Here is a 25,091-nt window from a genome sequence, read left to right on the forward strand (position 1 = left end):
ATTATAATTAAGATTATGGTAACACGAATTATAATGTGAGACAAATGAATTTTTTCTATAAGTATAATCAGTTAAAAGTATAGGTTATTTTAAAAAAATTATATAATTTTAAAATATATTATGTTTTTGCATAGTATATTTTTTATGATTAAATATATAAGAAAGAAGAATTTTATAAAAAATTTATAATAAAATATTTTATATTAAAGAAGTTTTATAGGATGAGGTGTATAGTAATGAACTTTTTAAATAAGTATATAAAAAAATACTGGAAACTTTTTTGTATTGCAATAATTTGTTTAACATTAGAAGCTGCCTGTGATCTTATGCAACCAACTATAATGTCTAAAATAATCGATATAGGAGTTAAAAATAAGCAAATGGATTTTATTTTAAAAATGACTATACTAATGCTTGGAATTACTGTATTAGGGGCATTATCAGCAGTAAGTCGTAATATTATATCAAGTACTGTATCTCAAAAGTTTGGTGCAGAGCTTAGATATGATCTTTTTAAAAAAGTTCAAAGTCTTTCTTTTGTAACTTTAGATAAATATGATAGAGCTTCTTTGGTTACAAGGCTTAGTAATGATGTTACTCAAGTTCAGAATTTTGTTAATGGGCTTATGCGAGTTTTTGTAAAAGCACCTCTTTTATGTATAGGTAGTATTATTATGGCTATAAACCTTAATCCTAGTATGTCCTTAACATTTATAGTAGTTATACCTATTGTATCAATAATTATATATATGAATATGAAAATAGGTTATCCATTTTATGTAAGAATTCAAAAATCTTTAGATAAAGTAAATTCTGTAATAAGAGAATATTTAGCAGGGGTTAGGGTTGTTAAAGCTTTTAATAGATTTAACTATGAAACAGAACGTTTTCAAAAATCTAATGAGAAATTGGCAAACATATCAACTAAGGCAATGGGCATAATGTCAATATTTTCACCAGGTATTACACTTACTGTTAATTTAGGAATAGTAGCAATTATTTGGATAGGTGGAATTAGAGTAAATAAAGGCAATATGGAAGTGGGACAAATAATTGCATTTATAAACTATATGACACAAATATTATTTTCATTAATGATGATATCTTTTGTATTTACTATGTTAGTTAAAGCAAAAGCTTCAGCAGGGCGTATAGGAGAAATATTTCAAGAAGAAAGTGATATGAATGTAAAAAAACAACAACCTTATAATAATTTATTAAAGGGAAAAATAGATTTCGAAAATGTAAGTTTTTCTTATTCTAATGATTTAAAGGAACCTGTTCTTAAAAATATAAGTTTTTCTTGTGTGTCAGGAGAAACTATTGGGATTATAGGATCTACAGGCTCGGGAAAGAGTACTATTGTTAATTTGATTGAAGGTTTTTATAAGGTTAATTCAGGGAATATAAGAATAAATAATATTGATATTAAAGATATAGATTTAAAAATGCTTAGAGAAAAAGTAGCTATAGTACCTCAAAATATAATTCTTTTTTCAGGATCAATAATAGATAATATAAGATGGGGAAAGGAAAATTCTAGCTATGATGAAGTTGAAAAAGCTGCTGTAGTGGCAGAGGCTCATGAATTTATTAAGAATTTACCAGAAGGCTATGATACAATTCTTGGACAAGGAGGAATAAATTTATCTGGTGGACAAAAACAACGTATTTCTATTGCCAGAGCATTGATTAAAAGACCAGAAATTCTTATATTAGATGACTGTACAAGTGCAGTAGATGTAGTTACTGAAGGAAAAATACGTGAAGCTATAAAAAATTATTCTACAAATCTTACATCTATAGTAATTGCTCAGCGTATTACTTCAGTTATGGATGCTGATAAGATAATAGTAATTGATAATGGAAGTGTGGTTGGTATTGGGCAGCATGTAGAACTTATGAGAAGCTGCAAGGTTTATAAAGAGATATTTTTATCTCAGGTTGGTAAGGAGCTGGTATAGTATGAAAAGTGATAAATATAAAGATACATCAATTCAAATACAAAAAAGCCCTTCAATTAGACCAGGTGGTTTTGGTGGAAGAAAAAGACATATGGGTCCAGTTATAAAGCCAAAAGATTTTAAAAAAACTATTTCAAGATTGTGGAGATATTTTAAAGAAGAAGAAAAACTATTAGTATTAGTATTTATTTTTATAATAATTACTTCATTAATATCATTAGCAGTACCTTATCTAATCGGTCGTTCAATAGATATTATGTCCTTTGGAAATGGTTTAGTAAATTTTAAAATGTTGGAAATAATAGTAATTGTATTAATTTGTTCATATATTGTTGATGGAATATTGAATTTCTTACAAGGATATTTTATAGCAGGTATATCTCAAAAAATTGTAAAAAACTTAAGGAATGATCTTTTTAAAAAGCTTCAAAAGTTACCGATATCATTTTTTGACACTAATAGTAATGGAGACATTATGAGTAGGCTTTCTAATGATATTGACAATGTAAGTACTACTATTTCACAATCTATAATTCAATTAATGTCAGGAGTAATTTCTATAGTAGGTTCTTTAATAATGATGTTAACTTTAAGTACATGGCTTACATTAGCTAGTATTATAACTATACCACTAGTTTTTTTACTTACGAAAACTATTGCTAAAAGAACAAAATTTTTATTTAAAGAGCAACAAGTAGAACTTGGTAAGCTTAATGGAATGATTGAAGAATCTATATCAGGAATTTTTGTAGTTAAGGCCTTTAACTATGAAGAAAGGGTTGTTGAAGAGTTTTATAGTATAAACAATAAACTTTGTAATGTAGGTATAAAAGCTCAAATCTTATCAGGATTTATTATGCCACTTATGAACGTAATTAATAATATAGGGTTTGCTGTAGTTGCTGGTGTTGGTGGCATTCTTGCAGTTAGAAATATGATTACAGTGGGAATAATTGCAAGTTTCTTAAGTTATTCTCGACAATTTACAAGACCATTAAATGATTTGGCAAATATTTTTAATACATTACAATCTGCTGTAGCTGGGGCAGAAAGGGTATTTGAAGTTTTGGATGAAAATGAAGAGGATAAAGATAGGTTAAATGCAAGAGAAATCAGTAATTTAAAAGGAAATGTAATTTTTGAAAATGTTTCTTTTGGATATAGAGAAGATGTACTAATACTTAAAGATGTAAGTTTTCATGTTAAGGCAGGAAGCAACATTGCATTAGTAGGGCCAACAGGAGCTGGAAAAACTACAATCGTAAATTTATTAGCAAGATTTTATGATGTATCAAAGGGGAAAATTCTAATAGATGGTGTTGATATAAGAGATTATAAAAGAGATTATTTAAGAAAATGCTTTGGTATAGTATTACAAGATACATATCTTTTTTCTGGTACAATAATGGAAAATATAAGATATGGAAGGCTAGAAGCAACAGATGAAGAAGTAGAGAAAGCTGCAATCATGGCAAATGCAGATGTATTTATTAGACGTATGCAAAAAGGTTATGAAACAGTTCTTTTAGATGGTGGAAGCAACTTAAGCCAGGGACAAAGGCAACTGTTATCTATAGCAAGAGCGATTTTATCTGACCCAGATATATTAATTTTAGATGAGGCTACAAGCAGTGTTGATACCCGTACGGAGCTAAATATACAAGAGGCAATGTTAAAACTTATGAAAGGAAGAACTAGTTTTATAATTGCACATAGGCTTAGTACTATTAGAGATGCAGATACTATAATGGTAGTAGATGATGGACAAATAAAAGAAAAAGGAAATCATAATGAACTTATTGATAAAAAAGGAGTTTATTATGATATGTATTCTAAGCAATTAAAAAAAGAAGATAAAATATAATATATTTTTTACTATAAGTTAATTTTGAAATATAAAATTTAACTGACACTCCATTGGTTAACTTATAGGTATGAATTATACTAAAGTCGTAAGGTCTTACAAATTTTATATATGGAGTGATGATTAATGAATAAATTATCAATAGGGGAAGTTATTTATAATCTAAGAAAAGAAAAAGGAATTACTCAAGACCAATTAGGAACCTTTATAGGAGTATCTACAGCAGCAGTATCAAAATGGGAAAGTGGTATTTCATACCCAGATATAACAATACTACCTGTTATTGCAACATTTTTTAATATTTCTATGGATGAACTATTTAATTTTAAAATTAAACTTTCTGATAAAGAAGTAATGAATATATTTAAAGAATGCGAAGCCTTATTTAGTAAAGGTAATATAAAAAGTGCTATAGAAAAAAGTAAGGAATATGTTTTAAAATATCCTATAAGTTATGATTTAAAACTAAAAATAGGTGCATTATTTAATATGTATTCGTGGAAAAGTAATGATGAAGAAAAATCTATGAGCATGATATGGTATGCTATTAAATTATTTGAGGATATAGCTAAAAATTGTAATGATATAGATTTAAATGAACAATCTTTATTTCAATTAGGAGCTGCTTATTCTATAGTTGGAGAAGAGGATAAGGCTATAGATGCATTAGAAAAAATAAAAAAAAGTCAATTAGATACTGACATTGTATTATCAAGTATATATATTAGGAAAAAGGAATTTAAGAAAGCTAGGGAATTGCTTCAAAGTAATTTATTCAAGGATATAAATAATATAACTATGATATGTATGGGGTTAGCTAATTCATATTATAATGAGAGTAAAAGTAAAGATAGATTAAAGATAATGGAAAGATATTATAATTTGTCTATAGATTTAAAAAGAATGATTTTGCCTAAAGAAAATTCTATATTAGGATTACATATAGAATATTTAAATCTTGCAGAGGTATATTTAAATTTTAAAGAGGATAAAAAAGCTATAAAAATGCTTTATGAAATGGTTGAAGATATAAAATACAATGATATAAATAATATGAAAAAATTTAGTAACTTTTGGTGTTTTAATGAAATGAAAACTAGTGAAAGAACTATAACAATGAATTTATACGAAAATATTTTCAAGATTTTTGAACATAAAGAATTTGATTTGATTAGAGAAAGTAATGATTTTAAAAATATAGTTAAAGAATTACAAGTATTAGAGGAAAAATCTTTAAAAGAATTTAGATAACTTATAAAAAATATAATATATATTTTAATGTTTAATTAGATACTTTTAAAGAAATAATTTTATTAATGGAGTAAAAAAGAATAAATTATGCTAAAATATCAAAACCTAAATTAAAATAAACTAATTTAGGAGAGAGTGATATTATGCTTGGAATTCCAATGATTGAATGGGTTGGATATGCAGCATCATTATTTATTGCTATATCATTACTTATGACATCTATTATTAAACTTAGAATATTTAATACAATTGGTTGTATACTGTTTGTTGTTTATGGTTTTGTGATAAGGGCATATCCAATTATAGTTACAAATGGTGCTATAATCTTAATAAACTTTTGGAATTTATATAGAATTTATTTAGATAATAAAGATTTAGAATAAAAAACAGATTTAAAGATAATAATTTAAGTTTTTATATGATTATTTTAATATTAAAAAATTCAAATATATTAAAAAAACATTAAGAATGAAAAGAACAATATAGCAAATTATCTAAATTAATAATTTGCTATATTGTTCTTATTATATTTTGAATGGATTTATAGGGTCACAAGTTGACTCTTAAAGTTATCAATTCCAAAACTTGGATACCTAAAATAGTGAGACATGCTCCGAATAACTTAGAATTCAACACTGCATCTTGTATAAAAATATTTTAAGGTTATTAAATAAATTTAAATTGAAGCTTGTTTCCCTATATTACAGGAATTATATTTATAACAGGAACTTCATAAGGATGAACATTTTTAATTGTAGATATAACATCTTCTAATAAAATATTATTGCAACAAAATTCAACTTTAAGTTCTTCCACTTCACATAGCTTATCTATAGTTCCATTAAAAGGATGGGCTCCTTTTAATGGACGCCAAAAACTAGTGACTTTTGAAACAACCATACAATTATCATAATTTCCACCTACAGTGAGGGCATTAATATTATTTAATGACATTCTTAATTTATGTACATATTTCTCAGGTATAAATGTTTCTATTTTTAAAAAATCAAATTCTATCATAGTATAATTATCATTTCATTAATTATTAAAGTTAAGAGATATTTATATTTTTTACACCACTAATTCTATCATGCAAAAGTAATGGATCTTTTTTTATAATATGACTAATTAAATGTAAAAAAACAAAAACATTTAATAATATTTGAACACCTAATATTATAATTAAAAACTCATAGTATTCTAAATTATAAAGATAATTATTTGCATCATTTAATATATAGGATAAAAGAAAATATCCATATAGTAGTACACTATACCTTTGTAAAATCTCAGAAAATTTTAATTTAGTACTATTACCCTTTAATTGCATTTTCAATAAATATTTACCTACAGTAAATCCGTTTGTAAAATAAGGTATTAAAATGAAGTACAAAAAAGTTAGTATTATGAATGTAAAAATATTATGTTCATCAAAAAATAAAAAACATATATTCCAATCAATAAAAAATGCAATTAATCGCCTTGGATAAGTAGAATATTTGCCAATATTAAAATTTTTAGATTTAATAATATTTATATCAGGTAGCATATATTTAAATAAAGGAGTAATAAAATAACCAATTATTCCACCTAAAGTATTTATTATAAGATCATCTACATCAAACACCCTATAGTGATATTTGTAAATTCCATAAATCCCAGTTAACTGAGTAATTTCAAAGAAGAGAGATACTAAAAAAGTTATAATTAATGTTTGTTTAAAACTTTTTTTAAAATAATATCTAAGATAAATGCCTAAAGGTAATATAAGTAAAAGGTTAAAGAACACTTGCATAAAGGCTGGTTCCGAAAAAATATATAAATATGTATTGGGATTACTAAAACTAAATTTAGTTTCTAATAAAAAATCTTTTAAAAATGTAAAAGGGATTAATTGAATGTTTCTACCACTAATAAAAACTGGTTTATCTATATCAGGTAACGGTAATAAGGTCATAAAAAAGGCTGTAAGCATATAAAAAATAAAAGTGTAAAATATAAAAATTTTAAATTTATTATTAACACCATATTTTCTATAATTATATATAGCATAAGGTATACAAATAGCAGCAGCTAAAAAAGGAAATAATATTACTGCTACTTTAATAGGAATCCAATAAAGTTCCAACACAATTCCTCCTCTAATATATAATAATTTGGTAAAATATTGCCTTGAAAATAATTATATATAAATATTTTATGTATTAAAATTATATTTATAATTATTTTTGAAAAAATTTAAAAAGATTATAAATTAATTATATTTCAATTATAAAACTGTATGTAACTATAAAATTTATTAGTATATATGTCAAATGAAAATGTAATAAATGATACAAAATAGCATAACGATGAAATTGCTGTCGAGAAATGAAAAATAAAAACGAACAAAAATTATGTGAATATTCAATTAATTATGTTACAATGTAGTTAAATTTATTAATAATAAAAAGGGGGATAAGTTATGTCAGAAAATAAAGATAAACAAATTATGTGGTATACATTAGCGTTTATGGCATTTTCAACGGTGTGGGGATTTGGAAATGTTATTAATGGGTTTTCTGAATATGGTGGACTTAAAGCAATTATATCTTGGATTCTAATTTTTGGAATTTATTTCGTCCCTTATGCTTTAATGGTAGGTGAGTTAGGTTCTGCTTTTAAAGATTGTGGTGGTGGTGTTAGCTCTTGGATTTATGAAACTATAGGTCCAAAACTTGCTTACTATGCAGGTTGGACATATTGGGTAGTTCATATGCCGTATATTTCACAAAAACCATCAGGATTTGTAATTGCTACAAGTTGGGCAATTTTTCAAGATAACAGAGTAAGTAGTATGAAACCAGAGATTCTACAATTAAGTTGTTTAGTAATATTTATAATTGGTATGTATATTGCATCAAAGGGATTAAATATACTAAAGAAATTAGCAGCATTTGCAGGAACATCTATGTTTATAATGTCAATTTTATTTATTCTTTTAATGACAGCTGCTCCAGCTATTACAGATGCTAAATTATATTCTATAGATTGGTCATTAAAAACATTTATGCCAACTTTCGATGCAAAATTTTTTACTAGTCTTTCTATTTTAGTTTTTGCTGTTGGTGGATGTGAAAAAATTTCACCATATGTAAATAAAATGAAGAATCCTGAAACAGGATTTTCAAAAGGGATGATTTCACTTGCGATTATGGTTGCTGTATGTGCAATTTTAGGTACTGTTTCACTTGGAATGATGTTTGATTCAAATAATGTTCCTAAAGATTTAATGACTAATGGTGCATATTATGCATTTCAAAAATTAGGTCAGTATTATCATTTAGGAAATTTATTTGTAATTATATATGCAATTACTAACATGATTGGGCAATTTGCAGTTTTAATATTATCAATAGACGCACCATTACGTATGCTTCTTGATGGTGCAGATAGAAGATTTATTCCAGAAGCAATGTTTAAACAAAATAAAAATGGAGCTTACACCAATGGACATAAGCTTATTTTTGTTATTGTATCCATATTGATTATAGTTCCTATTTTTGGAATTGAAAATGTAGATGTATTAGTTAAATGGTTAGTTAAATTAAATGCTGTATGCATGCCACTTCGTTATTTGTGGGTATTTGCAGCATATATAGCTCTTAAAAAAGCTGGGGAAAAATTCAATCCACAATATAAATTTGTGAAAAATAGAATAGTAGGTATTATATTTGGTGCATGGTGCTTTGCATTTACTGCTTTTGCATGTATTGGAGGAATGTATTCTGAAGATAAATTTCAATTAGTATTAAATATTGTTACACCATTTGTATTAATAGGATTAGGATTAATAATGCCTATTTTAGCTAAAAATAATGAGAGCATAGATAAAGATACTGTTGCATAAAATATAGGAAGTTTTAAGACGTAAAATAAAAAAATAATACAAGGTAGGTTCTATAAATATATATTATAGAACCTATTTTAAATTTAGAAGTTTGAAAAATATAATAAAATATTAGCACTCACTATTGATAAGTGCTAACAAAAGTGGTATATTAAAAATTAAGTAATGAAAGGAGATGTTTATTTTGGAAACAAAACAATTTAAGGCAGAGTCTAAAAGACTTTTAGATATTATGATAAATTCAATTTATACTCATAGAGAAATTTTTTTAAGAGAATTAATTTCTAATTCAAGTGATGCTATTGATAAAATTTATTATAAGGCATTAACTGATGATTCATTAACTTTTGAGAAAGATAATTATTATATAAATATAATTCCTGATAAAGAAAGTAGAACTTTAAAAATCTGTGATACTGGTATAGGTATGACAAAAGATGAATTAGAAAATAATTTAGGTGTTATAGCTAAAAGTGGTTCATTACAATTTAAGAAAGAAAATGAAGTTGAAGATGGACATGATATAATAGGTCAGTTTGGAGTTGGATTCTATTCAGCATTCTTAGTTGCAAAGGAAGTTACTGTTATAAGTAAAGCATTTGGAAGTGATAAAGCTTATAAATGGCAATCTAAAGGGGCTGACGGTTATACAATTGAGTCTTGTGAAAAAGATTCAATTGGTACAGAAATTTTATTAACTATTAAAGATAATACAGAAGATGAAAATTTTGATGAATATTTAGATGAATATAGATTAAAATCAATAATTAAAAAATACTCTGATTTTATAAGATACCCAATAAAAATGGATGTAACTAAGAGCAAACTTAAAGAGGGTAGTGAAAGTGAATATGAAGAGTATAAAGAAGAAGAAGTTATAAATAGTATGGTTCCTATTTGGAGAAAAAACAAAAAAGAACTTAAGGACGAAGATTATGATAACTTTTATGTTGAAAAACATTTTGGATTTGATAAGCCGCTAAAACATATTCACATAAGTGTTGATGGTATGGTAAGCTATAATTCAATTTTATATATACCAGAAAAAGCACCATTTGATTTTTACACTAAGGATTATGAAAAAGGTTTAGAATTATATTCAAGCGGCGTAATGATAATGGAGAAATGTGCAGATTTACTTCCAGATTATTTTAGTTTTGTTAAAGGAATAGTAGATTCAGAGGATTTTTCACTTAATATATCAAGAGAGATTTTACAACATGATAGACAATTAAAACTTATAGCTAAGAACATAAAAACTAAGATAAAAAATGAATTAGAAGGTCTATTAAAAAATGAAAGAGAAAAGTATGAAGAATTCTATAAAGCTTTTGGATCACAATTAAAATATGGTGTATATAGTGATTTTGGAGCAAATAAAGATGTATTACAAGATTTATTAATGTTCTATTCATCTAAAGAAAAGAAACTTGTTACTTTAGATGAATATGTTTCTAGAATGAAAGAAGAACAAAAATATATTTATTATGCATCTGGAGAATCATATGAAAGAATAGAAAAGCTTCCTCAAACAGAATTACTACTAGATAAAGGGTATGAAATATTATACTTTATAGATGATGTAGATGAATTTGCAATAAAAATGCTTGCAAATTATAAAGAAAAGGAATTTAAATCAGTATCAAGTAGTGATTTAGGAATAGATACTGAAGAAAATGAAGTAAAAACAAGTGATGAAGATAATAAATTATTTGAAAGTATGAAAGAATTATTAAAAGATAAGGTTAAAGAAGTTAAGGCATCTAAAAAATTAAAAAAACATCCTGTATGCTTATCTAATGAAGGGGAACTTTCAATAGAAATGGAAAAAGTATTAAGTGCTATGCCAAATAATCCAAGTTTAAAGGCAGATAAAGTATTAGAAATAAATATAAACCATGAAGTATTTGATGCGCTAAAAGATGCACATGAAAAAGATGAAGAAAAGTTTAAACTATATACTGATTTATTATATAATCAAGCTTTACTTATAGAAGGATTATCAATAAGTGATCCAGTAGAATTTACAAATAATATATGTAAGATAATGAAATAAGAAATAATAAGATAGGACCATATAGAAGTTACATTTATATAACTGACTATATGGTCCTATTTATGCTAGATTAAAGAATAGCTTATTTCTAAATAAGGATTATTTAGATAACTAAAATATATTAATCCTTTACCTAATTCATAAGTTCTAGTTTCTGTATAATACTTTCCATTTTCAAAGCTAAGAGCTTTTATAACAGTTTCAGTTGTGAAAGAAGTATCATTTTTTTCTGTTATTGTGGTTATAGCTTCATATTCAACTCCGTCTATAATTGTCTTTTGGGTCCATGAGTTATTTTTTTTAATTTGACCTTTTAAAACTACAAAGTCTTTAATAAAAGAATGTAATGTATCTTTATTTTTAGAAATATAATCATTATTATTAATAGATTCTATAACCATATCATTAGTAACTTTATATTTTGCCGTAAAAGTTCTTTTTCCTCTAATATCTTGACCATAACCATCATTCATAAGTCCATCATAAGTGTATATTGTATAGTCATTTAAGGATTCAATATTATTAAAAGTTATTTTATGTCCTGTTTCAGCAGAACCAGTATAGGTTATAGGAGTATTTTTAGTATAAAAATATTGTTTATAATCATCTAAATACGAATGTTTATTACTAGTATAATTACTTGTTTTAGATGAAGATATAGAGGAATTATTATTTATATTGTTTGAAGGGTTATTACTTATATTACAACCAACAAGTAAAATGCTAAATATACATATAAGTGAAACTAAAGATTTTTTATTTTTCAAATTAATCACATCCTTTATTTTATAATTTCACTTTTATAGAAAAATATACAAAGTGTTTTTAATTTGTTTTGTATATAATATGTGGAATTTAAAATTAAGGAATACAAGTTAAAAATTTATTTTTATATGTAATAATATTGAAAAAAGTGAAATAGTTTGTTTACAAGTAAAATAAAGTATTATATAATAATTTTGGGAATGATGAAGTATAATTTATATGTGGGCACTTGGATTATATGGAGTTAGTAGTGCAACCGACCTAATTAAATATTTTAAAATTAGGAGTGTTGGATATGCAGAAAAAGCAATTAAAAATTTTAACATCAGTAGTATTAGGAACATCTATAATTTTTGGTGGAATGGTTTCTACAGCTTCTGCTGTTGAAAAAAATACATCACAATATGGTGTAATAAATGAAAATAGTGAAATAAGTATTTGGAATTGTCAAGAAGGACTTAATCAAAATCAAAAGAGTCCTTATGAAAAAGAAAGTATTGTTGTACAAGGTTCAAAAATTTATAAATGCAAAAGATTTCACTATCCTCAATCAGGTTGGAAACCTTCTGATTCACCAATGTTTTGGAAAACAGTAGGAAAAATTCCAGAGTGGAATGCCCAAGAGGAATTAACACAAGAAAATAAAAGTCCATATGAAAAAGGTGATATTGTTATGTACAATTCTCAGGTATATAAATGTAAAAGATTCCATTATGCTCAACCAGGTTGGAATCCTTGTGAGGGACCAATGTTCTGGGAATTAATTAAATAAAGATATTAAATTATATATTGTATGAAAATAAGCCTACTAAGTCTAAATTCTTAGTAGGTTTTAAGTTTTCTTTAATATTTTTATATATTAGTTTCTTTATAAGATTCTTTGTTCATTTTCCATTTAAAAATAAGTTTATTAGGATCTTTTTTTAATAAGGTTTGAAAATTTTCACAGTATCCAACAAAAGCTGTACTACAATTTTTAGAAATATAGTCTATAGTCTCATCAATAACGTTATCGCCTTTAACCAAATCGACGTTATATGTATTTTTATCGGAAAAAACCAAAACTAAACTAGTTGTTTTACCAACAGGAATAAACATACAAGCCTTTTTTTTTATAGTTTGTTTATATATCCAAACCAATTCTTTAAGTGGAAGAGCTAATACAATCTTTTGAGTATATACAATTATATAATTTTCTGTTATGGTTATAGGCCCATTTTTATAGGATATAGGTAAGCTATACTCATAATCTATTTGTTTATATACGTTTTCAATATTTTCCATAGAGAAATCTTTAAGACTTTTTAAGGCAATAGAATTTTTCCTTACACCAATCATATATAAAAATATAGTATATACAAAACAAAGACAAGCAATCATAAGGAAAAAAGAAGCTTCAATAATAGGACTTTCATATTGTAAGTATTGAAGGTATGGCTTTAAATCCATTCCATTAGACAATTCAGTATTATTTTTAATAGCGTCACGTAAAATTACTAAATCATTGTCATTAAGTTCAAACAAATGGCCTTCTAATATAAAAGGACCTTCCTTTTTATTGATAAGATTATTATATTCTTTCTTTGGCAAAGCTACTGTTAATACAAAAGGATCTAATTTTATTGCAACTAAGTGTGATTTAATGCTTTCAGAGATGGGTATACCTAGTTTACTAGTAGTTTCTTTTAGTGTAACATCTAAATCATAAAGTTTATCAGCAGAAATTTTTAAATAAAGATCATTATTAAGGGCTTCTTTATAATCTTCAATAGTAGTAACTTCAAAGGCATTATTTTTGTTATTATAATATGTATACATTCCAAAACATGCAACAATAAATGCAAGAACTATCATAGCTATTAAAGATATAATTTTAGGTGTTCTTTTCTTTTTATAAGTTTTAATAAAACTTGAATTTTTCAATTATAAAACACTCCTTTATAGTTAATTTTAAATTTAATTTACATTTTGTATAATCGTTTAAAAAATATAAAAATTAACAAAAAATTATCTTTTAACACTATTATGTAGCATGAATGTATTGTATAATATTAAAAATGTTTTAGAAAATAAAATTTAAATATTTAATTTATAATAAAATATAAGAATATAGAGAGGTATTTATGGGGGATAAAAATACAGAGATTAAAAAAGATATAACTGACTTATTTGACAGAGTATCATCGGTTTTTGATGATAATGGACCGAGGTTTTTTAAATACTTTGGAGAAGAATTGGTTAAATTCGCAGATATAAAGTATGGAGAAAAAGTATTAGATGTTGCTTCGGGAAAAGGAGCATCACTTTTTTTATCAGCAAAGAAGGTTGGGGAAAAGGGAAATGTTATAGGTATAGATATATCTAAAGGTATGGTTGATAAAACAAATTTAGAAATAAAGCATAAATGCATAGAAAATGCACAATCAATAGTTATGGATGCTGAAAATTTGGATTTTGCAAGCGAGTATTTTAATCATGTATTATGTGGTTTTGGAGTTTTCTTTTTTCCAGATTATAAAATTGCATTTAAGGAATTTATGAGAGTTTTAAAACACGGTGGTAAATTCTCATTTACTACGTTTTTAAGAAAAAAAGATGAGAACTTTATATGGTTAGATGAATTAGTGGAAGAATATTTACCAGAATACGAAGAGGATTGTGGATATGAAGAAACTGTTGAATTTGACACAGAAGAAGGATTATATAAAATCTTAAAAGAATCTAATTTCAAAAATATAAAAATCGAGAAAGAAGAAAAAATTTTTATATACAAAGATGAGCAGGAATGGTGGGATAAACTTTATACCCATGGATATGTGACCATATTAGATGCTATACCGTTAGATAAGATAGAAGAATTTAAATTAAAAGTTTTTGAAAAGCTTAAAGTACTTAAAAAAGAAAATGGTATAGAAAATAGTATGTATGTTTTATATGCTAAAGGTGAAAAATAAATTTAATAATATATATTGACAAAATAAAAATAAAAGAGTAATATGAATAAAAATAAATATTCAGAAATCTTTGAAGGGAAGAGTAGATATTAACTTAGTATTTAAAGCGAGTAGAGGATGGTGTAAGCTCTATAAGAAAAGTAATATTGAATGACATCCTGGAGATTCTTATTTGAAAAATTGTAGTAGAATGAGACGGGTTCCTACGTTAAAAGGATTAGAGATAACTAAGTTAAATTTAATTTTGTTAGATTAGGATGGCACCGTGAATAAAGCTTTCACTCCTATTATGGAGTGAAAGCTTTTTATATTTATTAGAGGTTATTCTAGTATATTTCAATGAATTTGAGCTCAATTTATTGAAGTTGATCTAATGAATTTAAACCAATATAGTTAAAAAAGGGTGGTACCGCGAAATTTTTGCCCCTTAAGTTTTAAACTTAAGGGGTTAATTTTATTTAAGGAGGAAAATTTATGAAAAGAATTATGATAAATGAATTAAAAAATAATATGAATGAAAAAGTTATGATAAAAGGTTGGATCCACAGAATAAGAAAGTTAAAATCAATTACATTTATTATATTAAGAGATAGAACAGGAATGGTACAATGCGTTTTAAACAATAAGGAGATTGATATTAGTTTGATGAAATTAGAATCAGTAATATCAATAATTGGTATAGTTAACAATAGCAATAATAAGCTTAATAATTTTGAAGTGTTAGTAGAAAAGTTAGAAATAATAAATGATTTTATAGGTGAAATGCCGATTGAAATTAATAAGGATGAATTAGAGGTAAACTTAGATACTATGTTAAATAATAGAGTATTGAGTTTACGACATGAGAAAATAAATTCTATATTTAAAATACAGAATATTATAGTTCAAGGTTTTAGAGAGTTTTTAACTAAAGAAGGATTTACAGAGATTTTCACACCTAAAATTGTTGCTGAAGGAGCTGAAGGAGGGACGGATATGTTTGAAGTAAAATATTTTGAAAATAAAGCATATCTAGCACAAAGTCCTCAATTTTATAAGCAGATGATGATAGGGGCAGGTTTTGAAAGAGTTTTTGAGGTAGGCCATGTTTATAGAGCAGAACAACATAACACTAATAGGCATTTAAATGAGTATGTTAGCATGGACTTTGAAATGGGATTTATTGAAAATGAAGAAGAAATCATGGATATGGAAGAAAATCTATTAAGGTTTATATTAAATAAAATTGATAATGATGGCAAAATGTATTTAAAGAAAGTAAATGGAAATTTACCTGTAATTGAAAATAATATACCAAGAATTAAGTTTAGTAAAGCTTTAGAAATATTAGAAATAGAATATAACAAAAAAGATTTAGATGGAGATTTAGACCCAGAAGCAGAAAAGCTAATTTGTAAATATGCTAAAGAAAAATTAGGTTGTGATTTTATATTTTTAACTCATTATCCAAGAAAAAAAAGACCAATGTATACAATGCCTTATAATGAAGAAGAAACTAGAAGTTTTGATTTATTATTTAGAGGAATTGAAATTACCACTGGAGGACAAAGAATTCACAATTATGAAATGTTAATTAAAAATATAGAATATAAAGAATTAAATAAAGAAAACTATGAAAACTATACATCTGTATTTAAATATGGAATGCCTCCACATGGTGGTCTTGCTATAGGTCTTGAAAGAATAACAAGTAAATTACTAGGACTTGATAATGTTAGAGAAGCATCTCTTATACCAAGGGATAGAACAAGGTTATTACCATGATAAAATATATAATTTAAAATATTCATAAAATATTGACAATTAATTTAGAATTGTGTATAATATTTCCAAGTAGTGAGTGTATCTAAGTCCAAACGAGCGGTACAGGGAGAATATCCTACACGTAGGTAAAACTCTACGGAGTCACTTTAATGTGATTTCGTAGAGTTTTTCTTTACAAATAATGGAATAAAAATATGCAAATTTTAAATTCAGCTTATATATTGTAATTTAAATCTTAATTTAAATAAAAAAATATAGGATGTGATAATATGAATTTTATGATAAGACCAGTAAAAATAGAAGATGCAACATTTATAAATGAAATAAGACGTCAAGATGGTGTTCGTGAAAATACAATGGGGATTATTAGTGAAAGAATTTCAAGGATAGAAGGAATTGTAAATAATCTTAGTGATAATGATCATATGATAGTTGCAGAAATTCAAGAGGATGATGTTTTAAAAGTAGTAGGGGTAGCCAATTTATCTGTTAATAAATCTAATAGAGTAAGACATTCTGCTAGTATTGGAATTATGATAAGAAGAGAATACCAGGGAAAAGGTATTGGAAGAACTTTAATGGAGAATTTAATTGACTTAGCAGATAATTGGCTTATGCTAGTTAGGGCAGAATTAGGAGTATTTACTGATAATGAGAAAGCTATAAATCTTTATAAATCATTAGGTTTTGAAATTGAGGGAAAAAGAAAATACGCAGTCATAAAAAATGGTAAATATGAAGATGAATATATAATGGCTAGATATAATTTATAATAATATAAAATAAGTTTTTAAATTATTAATTTTAAAAAAGGTAAAAATACTAAACTTGAAGAATACACTTATTAATAAGGAATCTTAATGTTAATTTTGAGAATTCGAATTATAGGGGGTGGCAATATGTTTATTTCATTCAACAAAGAGGATAACGTTTTAAATGAAAAACCATTTTTAGGTGATGAGGTTCAATTTAATATATTTCATAAAATTATAGAAGGTAAAGAAGTTCTATCATTAAAAACAGAAAGTGGTAATGCAATAGCTATGCATAACCCTGGTTACGAAATGTGGGTATGGGTTAACAAAGAAATTGAAGCAAATGAATTTGGAGATATAATAAAAGAATTATGTAGTATTTTAGATGATAATGATATATCAGGAATATCCGGTAATCCAGATGTAGTAAAGAAAATAGCTGATGCATATTTAAATCATTTTAATGTAAGTTATAAAGAATATATGGAAATGAATGCTTATGAATGTAATAGGGTTGTATCCTTAGACAATACAAAAGGTAAAATGATTAAGGCAGAATTAAAGCATAAGGATATAGTTGCAGAATATTGCCATGGATTTAAAAAAAGTATGAATGGTGATGATATGGAAAAAGAGGTTCAACTTTGTGAGGCAGAAAAATTAATAAATTCAGGAAATTTATATTTATGGGAAGTAGAAGATAAGGTTGTATCAATGGCAAATATAGCACATAAATCACAAAGACACTGCCGAATAAATAATGTGTATACTAAAATAGAAGAAAGAAAAAAGGGATATGGTACGTCGCTAGTTGCCAATGTAAGCTTAAAGCTATTAGAAGAGGGAATTACCCCAATGTTATATTCTGAAGTGGAAAATATAGCAGCAAATAAAATCTATAGAAATATTGGATATGAACATTGTGGAAAAATTAACACTATAATGTTTATTTATTAGATGGATTTTAGGGGGATTAATAATGTATTCAGGGGAAAAGGTTAAATTACGAGAGTATAAAAAAGAAGACATTAGAAGAGCTCAGAAATATATGAATGATCCAGAAATAAAGAAATTATTAAATTCAAACATTCCATATCCAATTACTTTTGAAGATGAAGAAAGATGGTATGAAGGTTTAAGTGTAACAAAAGATACTTATAATTTTGCAATAGAGACATTAGAAGATAATCAGTATATAGGTGGCTGTGGAATAAATAAAATAGATTGGAAAAATAGCGTGGTAGTTATAGGCATATTTATAGGAGATAAAGAATATTGGAATAAGGGTTATGGAACAGATGCTATAAATATATTAATAAAATTTATCTTTGAACAAATGAATATACGAAAAATTAAGTTACAAGTATTTTCATTTAATGAACGTGCTATAAGAGCATATGAAAAATGTGGATTTAAAAGGGAAGGTGTGTTAAGACAAGAAATTTTTAGAGATGGAAGATATCATGATGAAATTATTATGGGACTTTTAAGACAGGAGTATTATTAATATAGGGAAACAAGCTCCAATTTAAATTTATTCAATAACTTTAAAATACTTTCACACAAGATACAGTGTTGAATTTTAAGTGATTCGAAGCATGTCTCACTATTTTAGGTATCCAAGTTTTGGAATGGATAATTTTAAAAGTCAACTTGGAACCCTATATAGGGTTCCAAATTAAATCTTAAACTTATTCATTTATCAAATGAGAAAATTCAAATTAATGTTTTATCAATAACTAACAAATTATTTTAGTTAAAAGTTAAGAGTGAATAGTGAACAGTTGTGGTTATTGCTACTCACTTCGTCCTAGTAATTCTCAACGTACCTTTTTATAAATTTGCAAAGCAAATTATATTGATAGATTTTTTAAAATCATTTTTAGAAAGTGGTTGCCACTTTCATCCTAAATTCATAATTCATAATTCTTAACTAAATATATTTGCACTTATTTTTCTCAACTGATAACAAAAATTTATTCAATAACCTTAAAATATTTTTATACAAGATATAGTGTTGAATTCTAAGTGATTCGGAGCATGTATCACTATTTTGAGTATCCAAGTTTTGGAATGGATAATTTTAAAAGTTAATTTGGAACCCCATAGAATAATAAAATAAAGTGTAAATGAAAAGGTTTAAAATAATTATAAATTCGTGATATTTTCTTGCATAAAAAAACAACACCATTTAAAATTAAAAGTAAATAATTAAGAAATAACAAAGTGGAAGGATAAAATATGGAGAATAATTTACTAAAGATAAAGAAAAAATGGATTCAGCTAAAGAAAAGAGAACAGATAAAAGTATCTACTATGCTAAGGGAAAGATATATTAATTTTATAGTAGAACATAAGAGGAAACCTAACAGGGAAGAACGAAAATTTATAGCATCGAAGGTTTATTTAGAAACAGAAGAAATGAAACTTGAGATAAGCGATAATGAAATATGTAAGTATTTTGAAAGTAAGATATCAAAATATGATAAATCGGTAGAAAAAATGGAAATATATTAAAAATCATAAGACACTATATGCTTATAAGGTATATAGTGTTTTATCATATTTATCATTAATAGATGAGGATAAATAGATATGTATTAATTAGAGTATTTGACAAAATTGCAGGAATTATATTAGGTAAGCACGAACTATTTGATGATATGGGAAGTAATAAGAAACCATATGAAATATTATTAGAAGTTATGGGAGAATGTAATGTACCATTTATTGCAGAATTTGATTGTTGTCATACACACCCTATGGTTACATTACCAATAGGTGCAATTGTAGAATTGGATGGGTATAATGGAAAAATAAAAATAATTTCTAATTGTTTTGAGAAATAAGAAGGTTTTGATTAAATAATAGTTAGAAAATAGGGTTAATTAAAAAATGGGGGATAAGAATGTTTGAAATAAATACAGAAAGATTGAGATTAATACCATTAGACATTAAAAATTATAAATTGTATTTAGAAGATACTGATAAAATGGAAGAAAATTTAGGACTTACAATAACAAATACTATTATTGAAGAACCACTTAGAACTGCTCATAAGATTACATATGACAATGTTTTGAAAAATATTGATAATTATTTATGGGAAACAAATTGGATAATTGTCTTAAAAGAGGAAAATAAAATAATTGGTGGAATTATGATAAAAGGAGAACCAAATGAATTTGGTGAAGTAATAATAGGATATGGAATAAATGATTATTATCAAAACAAAGGATATATGACAGAGAGTGTAATGAAACTAAAACAGTGGATTTTTAAAAATTCTAAAGTTAAAAACATTATTGCTGACACCGATAAAGACAATGTTTCATCACATAAGGTTTTAAAAAAGAATGGCTTTAAAAAGTATAAAGAAACTATAGAAATTAATGATGAAGGGGAAAAAGAGTTTTTAGTTTGGTGGAAGTTAAAAAAAGAGTGTGAAAATGTTTACTAAACATATGTAGAATTTTATAATATTAAATTAGAGACATATAGGGAAACAAAATTTCATTTAAATTTATTTAGTAATTTTAAAAGTCAACTTGGAACCCTATAGATAATTAAAATAAGTATGATAAATAATAGTTTACTCATAAAATGTAATGAAATTTTATTTTGGTTCTGTTTTATAATTTAAACTTTCAAGTAAAAATATAAATTAGGAGGTGATTTTATATAATAAAATATTTAATTTACATATAAATAATAGGGTAAACATAAAATTTTTATATATTTTTATACACATTAGGGGGAGAATTTATGAATTTGAAGAAGATTAAATTATCAAGCAAACTTATTATAGGGTTTGGAGTAATTTTAATTTTAATGACTATGATTTCTTTAACAACTATATTTAAGTTAAATAATGTAAAGAAATCTTTGACAGAAATAACAGTTACCAATACTGAAAAGCAAGAAACTGCTACTAATATGAGAGCGTGTTCAAATAATATTTCAATAGCCATAAGAAATTTATGTATTAGCAATAGTGACGAATTTATGCAAAAACAAAAAAAGACAATAGATGATAATATAAATAAATATATGAAGCTAGAATCTGAACTTGAAAAAACAATTACAACTGGAGAGGGAAAAAAAGTAGTAGAAGAAATTAAACAATCTCGAGAGAAAGAGCTATCTTTAATAAATAGTTCAGTTAAAGAAGGTATGAAAAAAAATATAACTGGTGTAGAAATTGAAAAAATAATTTCAAATATCGAAGAAAATGGGAATGAGTGGAAGGCAGATATTGAAAAAATGGTTGACTTAATGACTACTTTTAATAATGAGGCTGCTAAAAAATCAGATGAAGCTATGGATAATCTTATAAATATAACAATAATATTAACTACTATAGCTGTGTTATTAGGAATTGGTTTTGGATATATAATCTTATTAACTATAAAACAGCAAATGAGAGAAGTTGCAGAAGCTGCTGAAAAGATGGCAGATGGAGATTTAATGACAAGTATAAATTCTTATTCTAAGGATGAGGTAGGACAAACTGTCAATGCTTTAAATAATGCTATTAAAAAATTAAAAAACACAATGATATCAGTAAAAAATGAAAGTAGCTCTATAACTGAAAGTGCTAAAGCCACTAATGAATTGTTTAGTGAAGTGTATGCTGAAGTACAACAGGTGTCAGCTGCAACAGAAGAAATATCTGCAGGAATGGAACAATCATCAGCAGCAGTGCAAGAAGTTACAGCTATGGCTAATACTGTTAAATTAAATGCAGATGATTCTACTAATAAAGCTAAAGAAGGGTTAGATTTAGCGTTAAATATACAGAAAAAAGCAGAAGTTATAAATAAAAATTCATCTAAATCAAAAGAAAATACAGAAAAAATATATGAACTATCAAAAGAAAAACTTGGAAAAGCTATAGATAATGCAAAAGTAGTTCAAAATATTTTAGATATGTCTAATGCTATTTTAGGAATATCAGAACAAACAAATCTTTTAGCATTAAATGCAGCTATAGAAGCTGCCCGTGCAGGTGAACATGGAAAAGGATTTGCTGTTGTTGCAGAAGAAGTACGTAAATTAGCAGAGGAATCATCTTATGCCGTTGCAGATATACAGGAAAATGTTAATAAGGTTCTAGTTGCAGTAGAAGATCTTTCAAATTCTTCACAAGATGTTTTAGCATTCATAGAAAAAGAAGTATTAAAAGATTATGCTGAGTTAATAAATACTAGCGTTGAATATAAAAGAGATGGGGATACTATAAAAAAATTAGTAGAGACACTTGCAAAATCATCAGAGGATGTTTCCTATTCAGTAGATGAAATAGCAAAAAGTATGGAGGAAGTATCTTCATCTGTGGCACAAGTTACAGCTTCTTCTACAGAAATAGCAGAAAGCATTTCAATGGTAAATAATAAAAATGATATGATATCTAGTGAAACTGATAAAAACTTAGAAGTAGCATCAAGATTGTCTAAAACCGTTGAACAATTCAAATTAGAATAACATAAGGGATAAACTTAAAGTTAAATTTATTCAATAATTTTAAAATAGTTAAGAAATATAACTGTATTTCTTAACTATTTTTATTTTACAACAAGAAAATTTATATAAATTAATTATAAATTCATAAGTATGTTAAGATTTATAATTTGACAACGAAAATATTATACATAGGTAAAGAAGTAATTTGAAGATTATAAGTAAAATAATGGTTAAAATGTAGATTAATTAATAAGGATGCATTTTAATTAAGTATTATAAAATTTTAATTGTATGTAATAAAGAAGACATTAAAAACTTTTATTTTACTTGTAATCTCTTAAACACAGGAGGAAAATTATGAATTTAAAAAAAGTTAAATTATCTAACAAACTTATATTAGGATTTGGAGTAGTTATAGTTTTAATGGCTCTAATATCTAGTACCGTTATCTTAAAACTAAAAGGTGTAGATAAATCATTACATCTTATAGTAGATGTAAATAGTAAAAAACAAAATATTGCTACAGATATGAGAGGAGATATAAATAATATTGGATTAGCTATAAGAAATTTATGTGTCAGTAAAAATATGAATTATATGAATGAACAAAAGAAAAATATAGATGAAAATATAAGTAAGTATATGGAATCAGAAAATGAACTTGTAAGTATTATGGAGACTGAAAAAGGAAAAACTATTATGGAACAGGTTAAAAAAGATGGAGAAACAGCCATAATAGCAATAAATAAAGCAGTTGAAGAAGGAATGAGAACAAATGTAAGTTCAGCTGAATTAGAAAAAATTATAATTTCACTAGAGGAACCGAGTAATAAGTGGAAGGAAGATGTAGGAAAGGCTATTACTTCTATAGAGGATATGAGTAAGATAGCAGCAACTGAAGCTAATGATAGCATGGAGAAAGTTAGAAATTTAACTATGAGTTTATCTGCATTAGGAGTAATTTTGGGAGTTATATTTACATATTTGATTTTAAAAAGTATTAAAGATCAAATGAAAGAAGTAGTAGAGGCTACGGAAAAATTAGCAGAAGGTGATTTAAGTATAAAAATTAAATCATATTCAAATGATGAAATAGGACAGACTGTAAATGCTATTAACAATGCAGTTAATAGATTGAAAAATTCTATGATATCTGTTCGTAGTGAAAGTGAAAGTATAGAAGAAAATGTTAGAATTACTGGTGATATGTTTGGTGATGTTTATGCTCAAGTACAACAGGTATCAGCAGCTACTGAAGAAATATCAGCAGGAATGGAACAATCATCGGCAGCGGTACAAGAAGTAACAGCTATGGCAAGTACTGTTAAATCAAATTCAGATGATTCTACTAATAAAGCAAAGGAAGGATTAAATATAGTTGCAAATATACAAAAAAAAGCAGAGAATATAAATAAAAATTCTTCTAAATCAAAAGAAAATGCGGAAAAAATATACAATCTATCAAAAGAAAAACTTGGAAAAGCTATAGAGAATTCAAAGGTAGTTCAAAATATTTTAGATATGTCAAATACTATTTTGAGTATATCTGAACAAACAAACCTTTTAGCATTAAATGCTGCTATAGAAGCTGCTCGTGCAGGGGAACATGGAAAAGGATTTGCTGTTGTGGCAGAAGAAGTTCGTAAATTAGCAGAAGAGTCTTCTCATGCCGTTGCTGAAATACAAGAAAATGTTGGTAAAGTATTAGTTGCAGTAGAAGATCTTTCAACGTCTTCTACAGATGTTTTAACATTTATAGAAAAAGAGGTGTTAAAAGATTATACTGAATTAATAAACACTAGTGTTGAATACACAAAAGATGGAGATACTATAAGAGAATTGGTGGAAGTTTTTGTTAAATCATCAGAGGAAGTTTCATGTTCTGTGGAAGAAATAGCGAGAAATATGGAAGAAGTGTCAACATCAGTAGCACAAGTTTCAGCTTCTTCTACTGAAATAGCTGAAAGTATTTCAATGGTAAATAACCAAAATGATAGTATATCTGTTGAAACTAATAAAAATTCAGAAGTAGCATTAAAATTAATAAAGGTAGTAGAACAATTTAAGTTAGATTAGTAAATTATAAATAAAATTTGTATAATGGATAAGGGGCTGTCGCACTAAATAATTAGTGCACAGCTTTATTTTTGCAAAAAAATAAATCTCAAACTCTATAAGCTTGAGATTTATAGTAAAATATATTTATGCAACAAAATAATATTTTACAAAAAGATTATACCGTTAATCAGAAGTTTTATCAACTAAAACTTCCAATAAATATTGATTGCATCTGATTGATTTTTGATAATGTCTTATTATAACGTATGTGATTATGTCCTCAAATTTTAAAATATAGTATAATAAAC

General features: G+C 25.7%; 21 protein-coding genes, 1 riboswitch and 1 other annotated feature. Of the genes, 17 read left to right on the forward strand and 4 right to left on the reverse strand.

The window, feature by feature from the left end:
* The first annotated feature begins 236 nt into the window (after positions 1–236).
* The 4 genes from AZI32_RS02800 (at position 237) to AZI32_RS02815 (ending at position 5,462) form a co-directional block, all read left to right on the forward strand.
* Positions 237–1,964, forward strand: a complete 1,728-nt coding sequence (locus tag AZI32_RS02800) for an ABC transporter ATP-binding protein (RefSeq protein ID WP_061994384.1) — start codon at positions 237–239, stop codon at positions 1,962–1,964.
* 1 nt (position 1,965) lies between these two features.
* Positions 1,966–3,828 (forward strand): ABC transporter ATP-binding protein, encoded by a 1,863-nt coding sequence (locus AZI32_RS02805; RefSeq protein ID WP_061994385.1) that lies wholly within the window; start codon positions 1,966–1,968, stop codon positions 3,826–3,828.
* A 126-nt stretch (positions 3,829–3,954) separates the two neighbouring features.
* Positions 3,955–5,079 (forward strand): helix-turn-helix transcriptional regulator, encoded by a 1,125-nt coding sequence (locus AZI32_RS02810; RefSeq protein ID WP_061994386.1) that lies wholly within the window; start codon positions 3,955–3,957, stop codon positions 5,077–5,079.
* A gap of 143 nt (positions 5,080–5,222) precedes the next feature.
* Complete coding sequence (locus AZI32_RS02815) at positions 5,223–5,462, forward strand: YgjV family protein (RefSeq protein ID WP_061994387.1); 240 nt, start codon at positions 5,223–5,225, stop codon at positions 5,460–5,462.
* Positions 5,463–5,775: 313 nt separating this feature from the next.
* On the opposite strand, the gene AZI32_RS02820 is transcribed toward AZI32_RS02815, so the two are convergent.
* Both AZI32_RS02820 and AZI32_RS02825 read right to left on the reverse strand, forming a co-directional pair.
* Positions 5,776–6,096, reverse strand: coding sequence for a hypothetical protein (locus tag AZI32_RS02820; RefSeq protein ID WP_061994406.1), 321 nt, complete (start codon positions 6,094–6,096; stop codon positions 5,776–5,778).
* 34 nt (positions 6,097–6,130) lie between these two features.
* Positions 6,131–7,207 carry a VanZ family protein gene (locus tag AZI32_RS02825; RefSeq protein WP_061994388.1) on the reverse strand — a complete coding sequence of 359 codons (1,077 nt, stop codon included), beginning with the start codon at positions 7,205–7,207 and terminating at the stop codon, positions 6,131–6,133.
* Between the two features lie 336 nt (positions 7,208–7,543).
* Here AZI32_RS02825 and AZI32_RS02830 point away from each other — a divergent pair, with 336 nt between their 5' ends.
* Together AZI32_RS02830 and htpG are read left to right on the forward strand one after the other, a co-directional pair.
* Positions 7,544–8,968 carry an amino acid permease gene (locus AZI32_RS02830; RefSeq protein WP_061994389.1) on the forward strand — a complete coding sequence of 475 codons (1,425 nt, stop codon included), beginning with the start codon at positions 7,544–7,546 and terminating at the stop codon, positions 8,966–8,968.
* A gap of 184 nt (positions 8,969–9,152) precedes the next feature.
* Positions 9,153–11,024 carry a molecular chaperone HtpG gene (gene htpG, locus AZI32_RS02835; protein WP_010299286.1) on the forward strand — a complete coding sequence of 624 codons (1,872 nt, stop codon included), beginning with the start codon at positions 9,153–9,155 and terminating at the stop codon, positions 11,022–11,024.
* 65 nt (positions 11,025–11,089) lie between these two features.
* Here htpG and AZI32_RS02840 read toward each other — a convergent pair whose 3' ends face one another.
* Positions 11,090–11,791, reverse strand: a complete 702-nt coding sequence (locus tag AZI32_RS02840; protein ID WP_061994390.1) for a hypothetical protein — start codon at positions 11,789–11,791, stop codon at positions 11,090–11,092.
* A gap of 185 nt (positions 11,792–11,976) precedes the next feature.
* Positions 11,977–12,060, forward strand: a riboswitch (cyclic di-GMP riboswitch).
* A 24-nt stretch (positions 12,061–12,084) separates the two neighbouring features.
* On the opposite strand from AZI32_RS02840, the gene AZI32_RS02845 reads away from it, so the two are divergent.
* Positions 12,085–12,561: a carbohydrate-binding protein gene (locus tag AZI32_RS02845; RefSeq protein ID WP_061994391.1), complete on the forward strand. Its 477-nt coding sequence runs from the start codon at positions 12,085–12,087 to the stop codon at positions 12,559–12,561.
* Positions 12,562–12,641: 80 nt separating this feature from the next.
* Here the strand turns inward: AZI32_RS02845 and AZI32_RS02850 are convergent, their stop codons facing one another.
* A complete protein-coding gene (locus AZI32_RS02850; protein ID WP_061994392.1) occupies positions 12,642–13,712 on the reverse strand; it encodes a DUF6709 family protein in 1,071 nt (356 codons plus the stop codon).
* A gap of 200 nt (positions 13,713–13,912) precedes the next feature.
* On the opposite strand from AZI32_RS02850, the gene AZI32_RS02855 reads away from it, so the two are divergent.
* The 10 genes from AZI32_RS02855 (at position 13,913) to AZI32_RS02900 (ending at position 24,801) form a co-directional block, all read left to right on the forward strand.
* Positions 13,913–14,743, forward strand: a complete 831-nt coding sequence (locus tag AZI32_RS02855; RefSeq protein ID WP_061994393.1) for a class I SAM-dependent methyltransferase — start codon at positions 13,913–13,915, stop codon at positions 14,741–14,743.
* A 61-nt stretch (positions 14,744–14,804) separates the two neighbouring features.
* Positions 14,805–15,032, forward strand: a binding site (T-box leader).
* A gap of 185 nt (positions 15,033–15,217) precedes the next feature.
* Complete coding sequence (aspS, locus tag AZI32_RS02860; RefSeq protein WP_061994394.1) at positions 15,218–16,507, forward strand: aspartate--tRNA(Asn) ligase; 1,290 nt, start codon at positions 15,218–15,220, stop codon at positions 16,505–16,507.
* A gap of 269 nt (positions 16,508–16,776) precedes the next feature.
* The gene (locus tag AZI32_RS02865; protein ID WP_061994395.1) at positions 16,777–17,280 is read left to right on the forward strand and encodes a GNAT family N-acetyltransferase; all 504 of its coding nucleotides are present in this window, start codon (positions 16,777–16,779) and stop codon (positions 17,278–17,280) included.
* A gap of 126 nt (positions 17,281–17,406) precedes the next feature.
* Positions 17,407–18,219: a GNAT family N-acetyltransferase gene (locus tag AZI32_RS02870; protein ID WP_061994396.1), complete on the forward strand. Its 813-nt coding sequence runs from the start codon at positions 17,407–17,409 to the stop codon at positions 18,217–18,219.
* A 22-nt stretch (positions 18,220–18,241) separates the two neighbouring features.
* Positions 18,242–18,769 (forward strand): GNAT family protein, encoded by a 528-nt coding sequence (locus tag AZI32_RS02875; protein ID WP_061994397.1) that lies wholly within the window; start codon positions 18,242–18,244, stop codon positions 18,767–18,769.
* A gap of 734 nt (positions 18,770–19,503) precedes the next feature.
* On the forward strand, positions 19,504–19,779 hold the full coding sequence (locus AZI32_RS02880; protein WP_061994398.1) for a hypothetical protein: 276 nt from the start codon (positions 19,504–19,506) through the stop codon (positions 19,777–19,779).
* A 62-nt stretch (positions 19,780–19,841) separates the two neighbouring features.
* Positions 19,842–20,111 (forward strand): hypothetical protein, encoded by a 270-nt coding sequence (locus tag AZI32_RS02885; protein WP_061994399.1) that lies wholly within the window; start codon positions 19,842–19,844, stop codon positions 20,109–20,111.
* Between the two features lie 59 nt (positions 20,112–20,170).
* Positions 20,171–20,722, forward strand: coding sequence for a GNAT family N-acetyltransferase (locus AZI32_RS02890; RefSeq protein WP_061994400.1), 552 nt, complete (start codon positions 20,171–20,173; stop codon positions 20,720–20,722).
* A 305-nt stretch (positions 20,723–21,027) separates the two neighbouring features.
* Positions 21,028–22,746, forward strand: a complete 1,719-nt coding sequence (locus tag AZI32_RS02895; protein WP_061994401.1) for a methyl-accepting chemotaxis protein — start codon at positions 21,028–21,030, stop codon at positions 22,744–22,746.
* 336 nt (positions 22,747–23,082) lie between these two features.
* Entirely contained in the window at positions 23,083–24,801 is a 1,719-nt protein-coding gene (locus AZI32_RS02900; RefSeq protein ID WP_061994402.1) for a methyl-accepting chemotaxis protein, read from the forward strand.
* Positions 24,802–25,091: the final 290 nt, after the last annotated feature.

The organism is Clostridium sp. ATCC 25772 (assembly GCF_001573875.1).
Classification (GTDB): Bacteria; Bacillota; Clostridia; order Clostridiales; family Clostridiaceae; genus Clostridium_J; species Clostridium_J senegalense.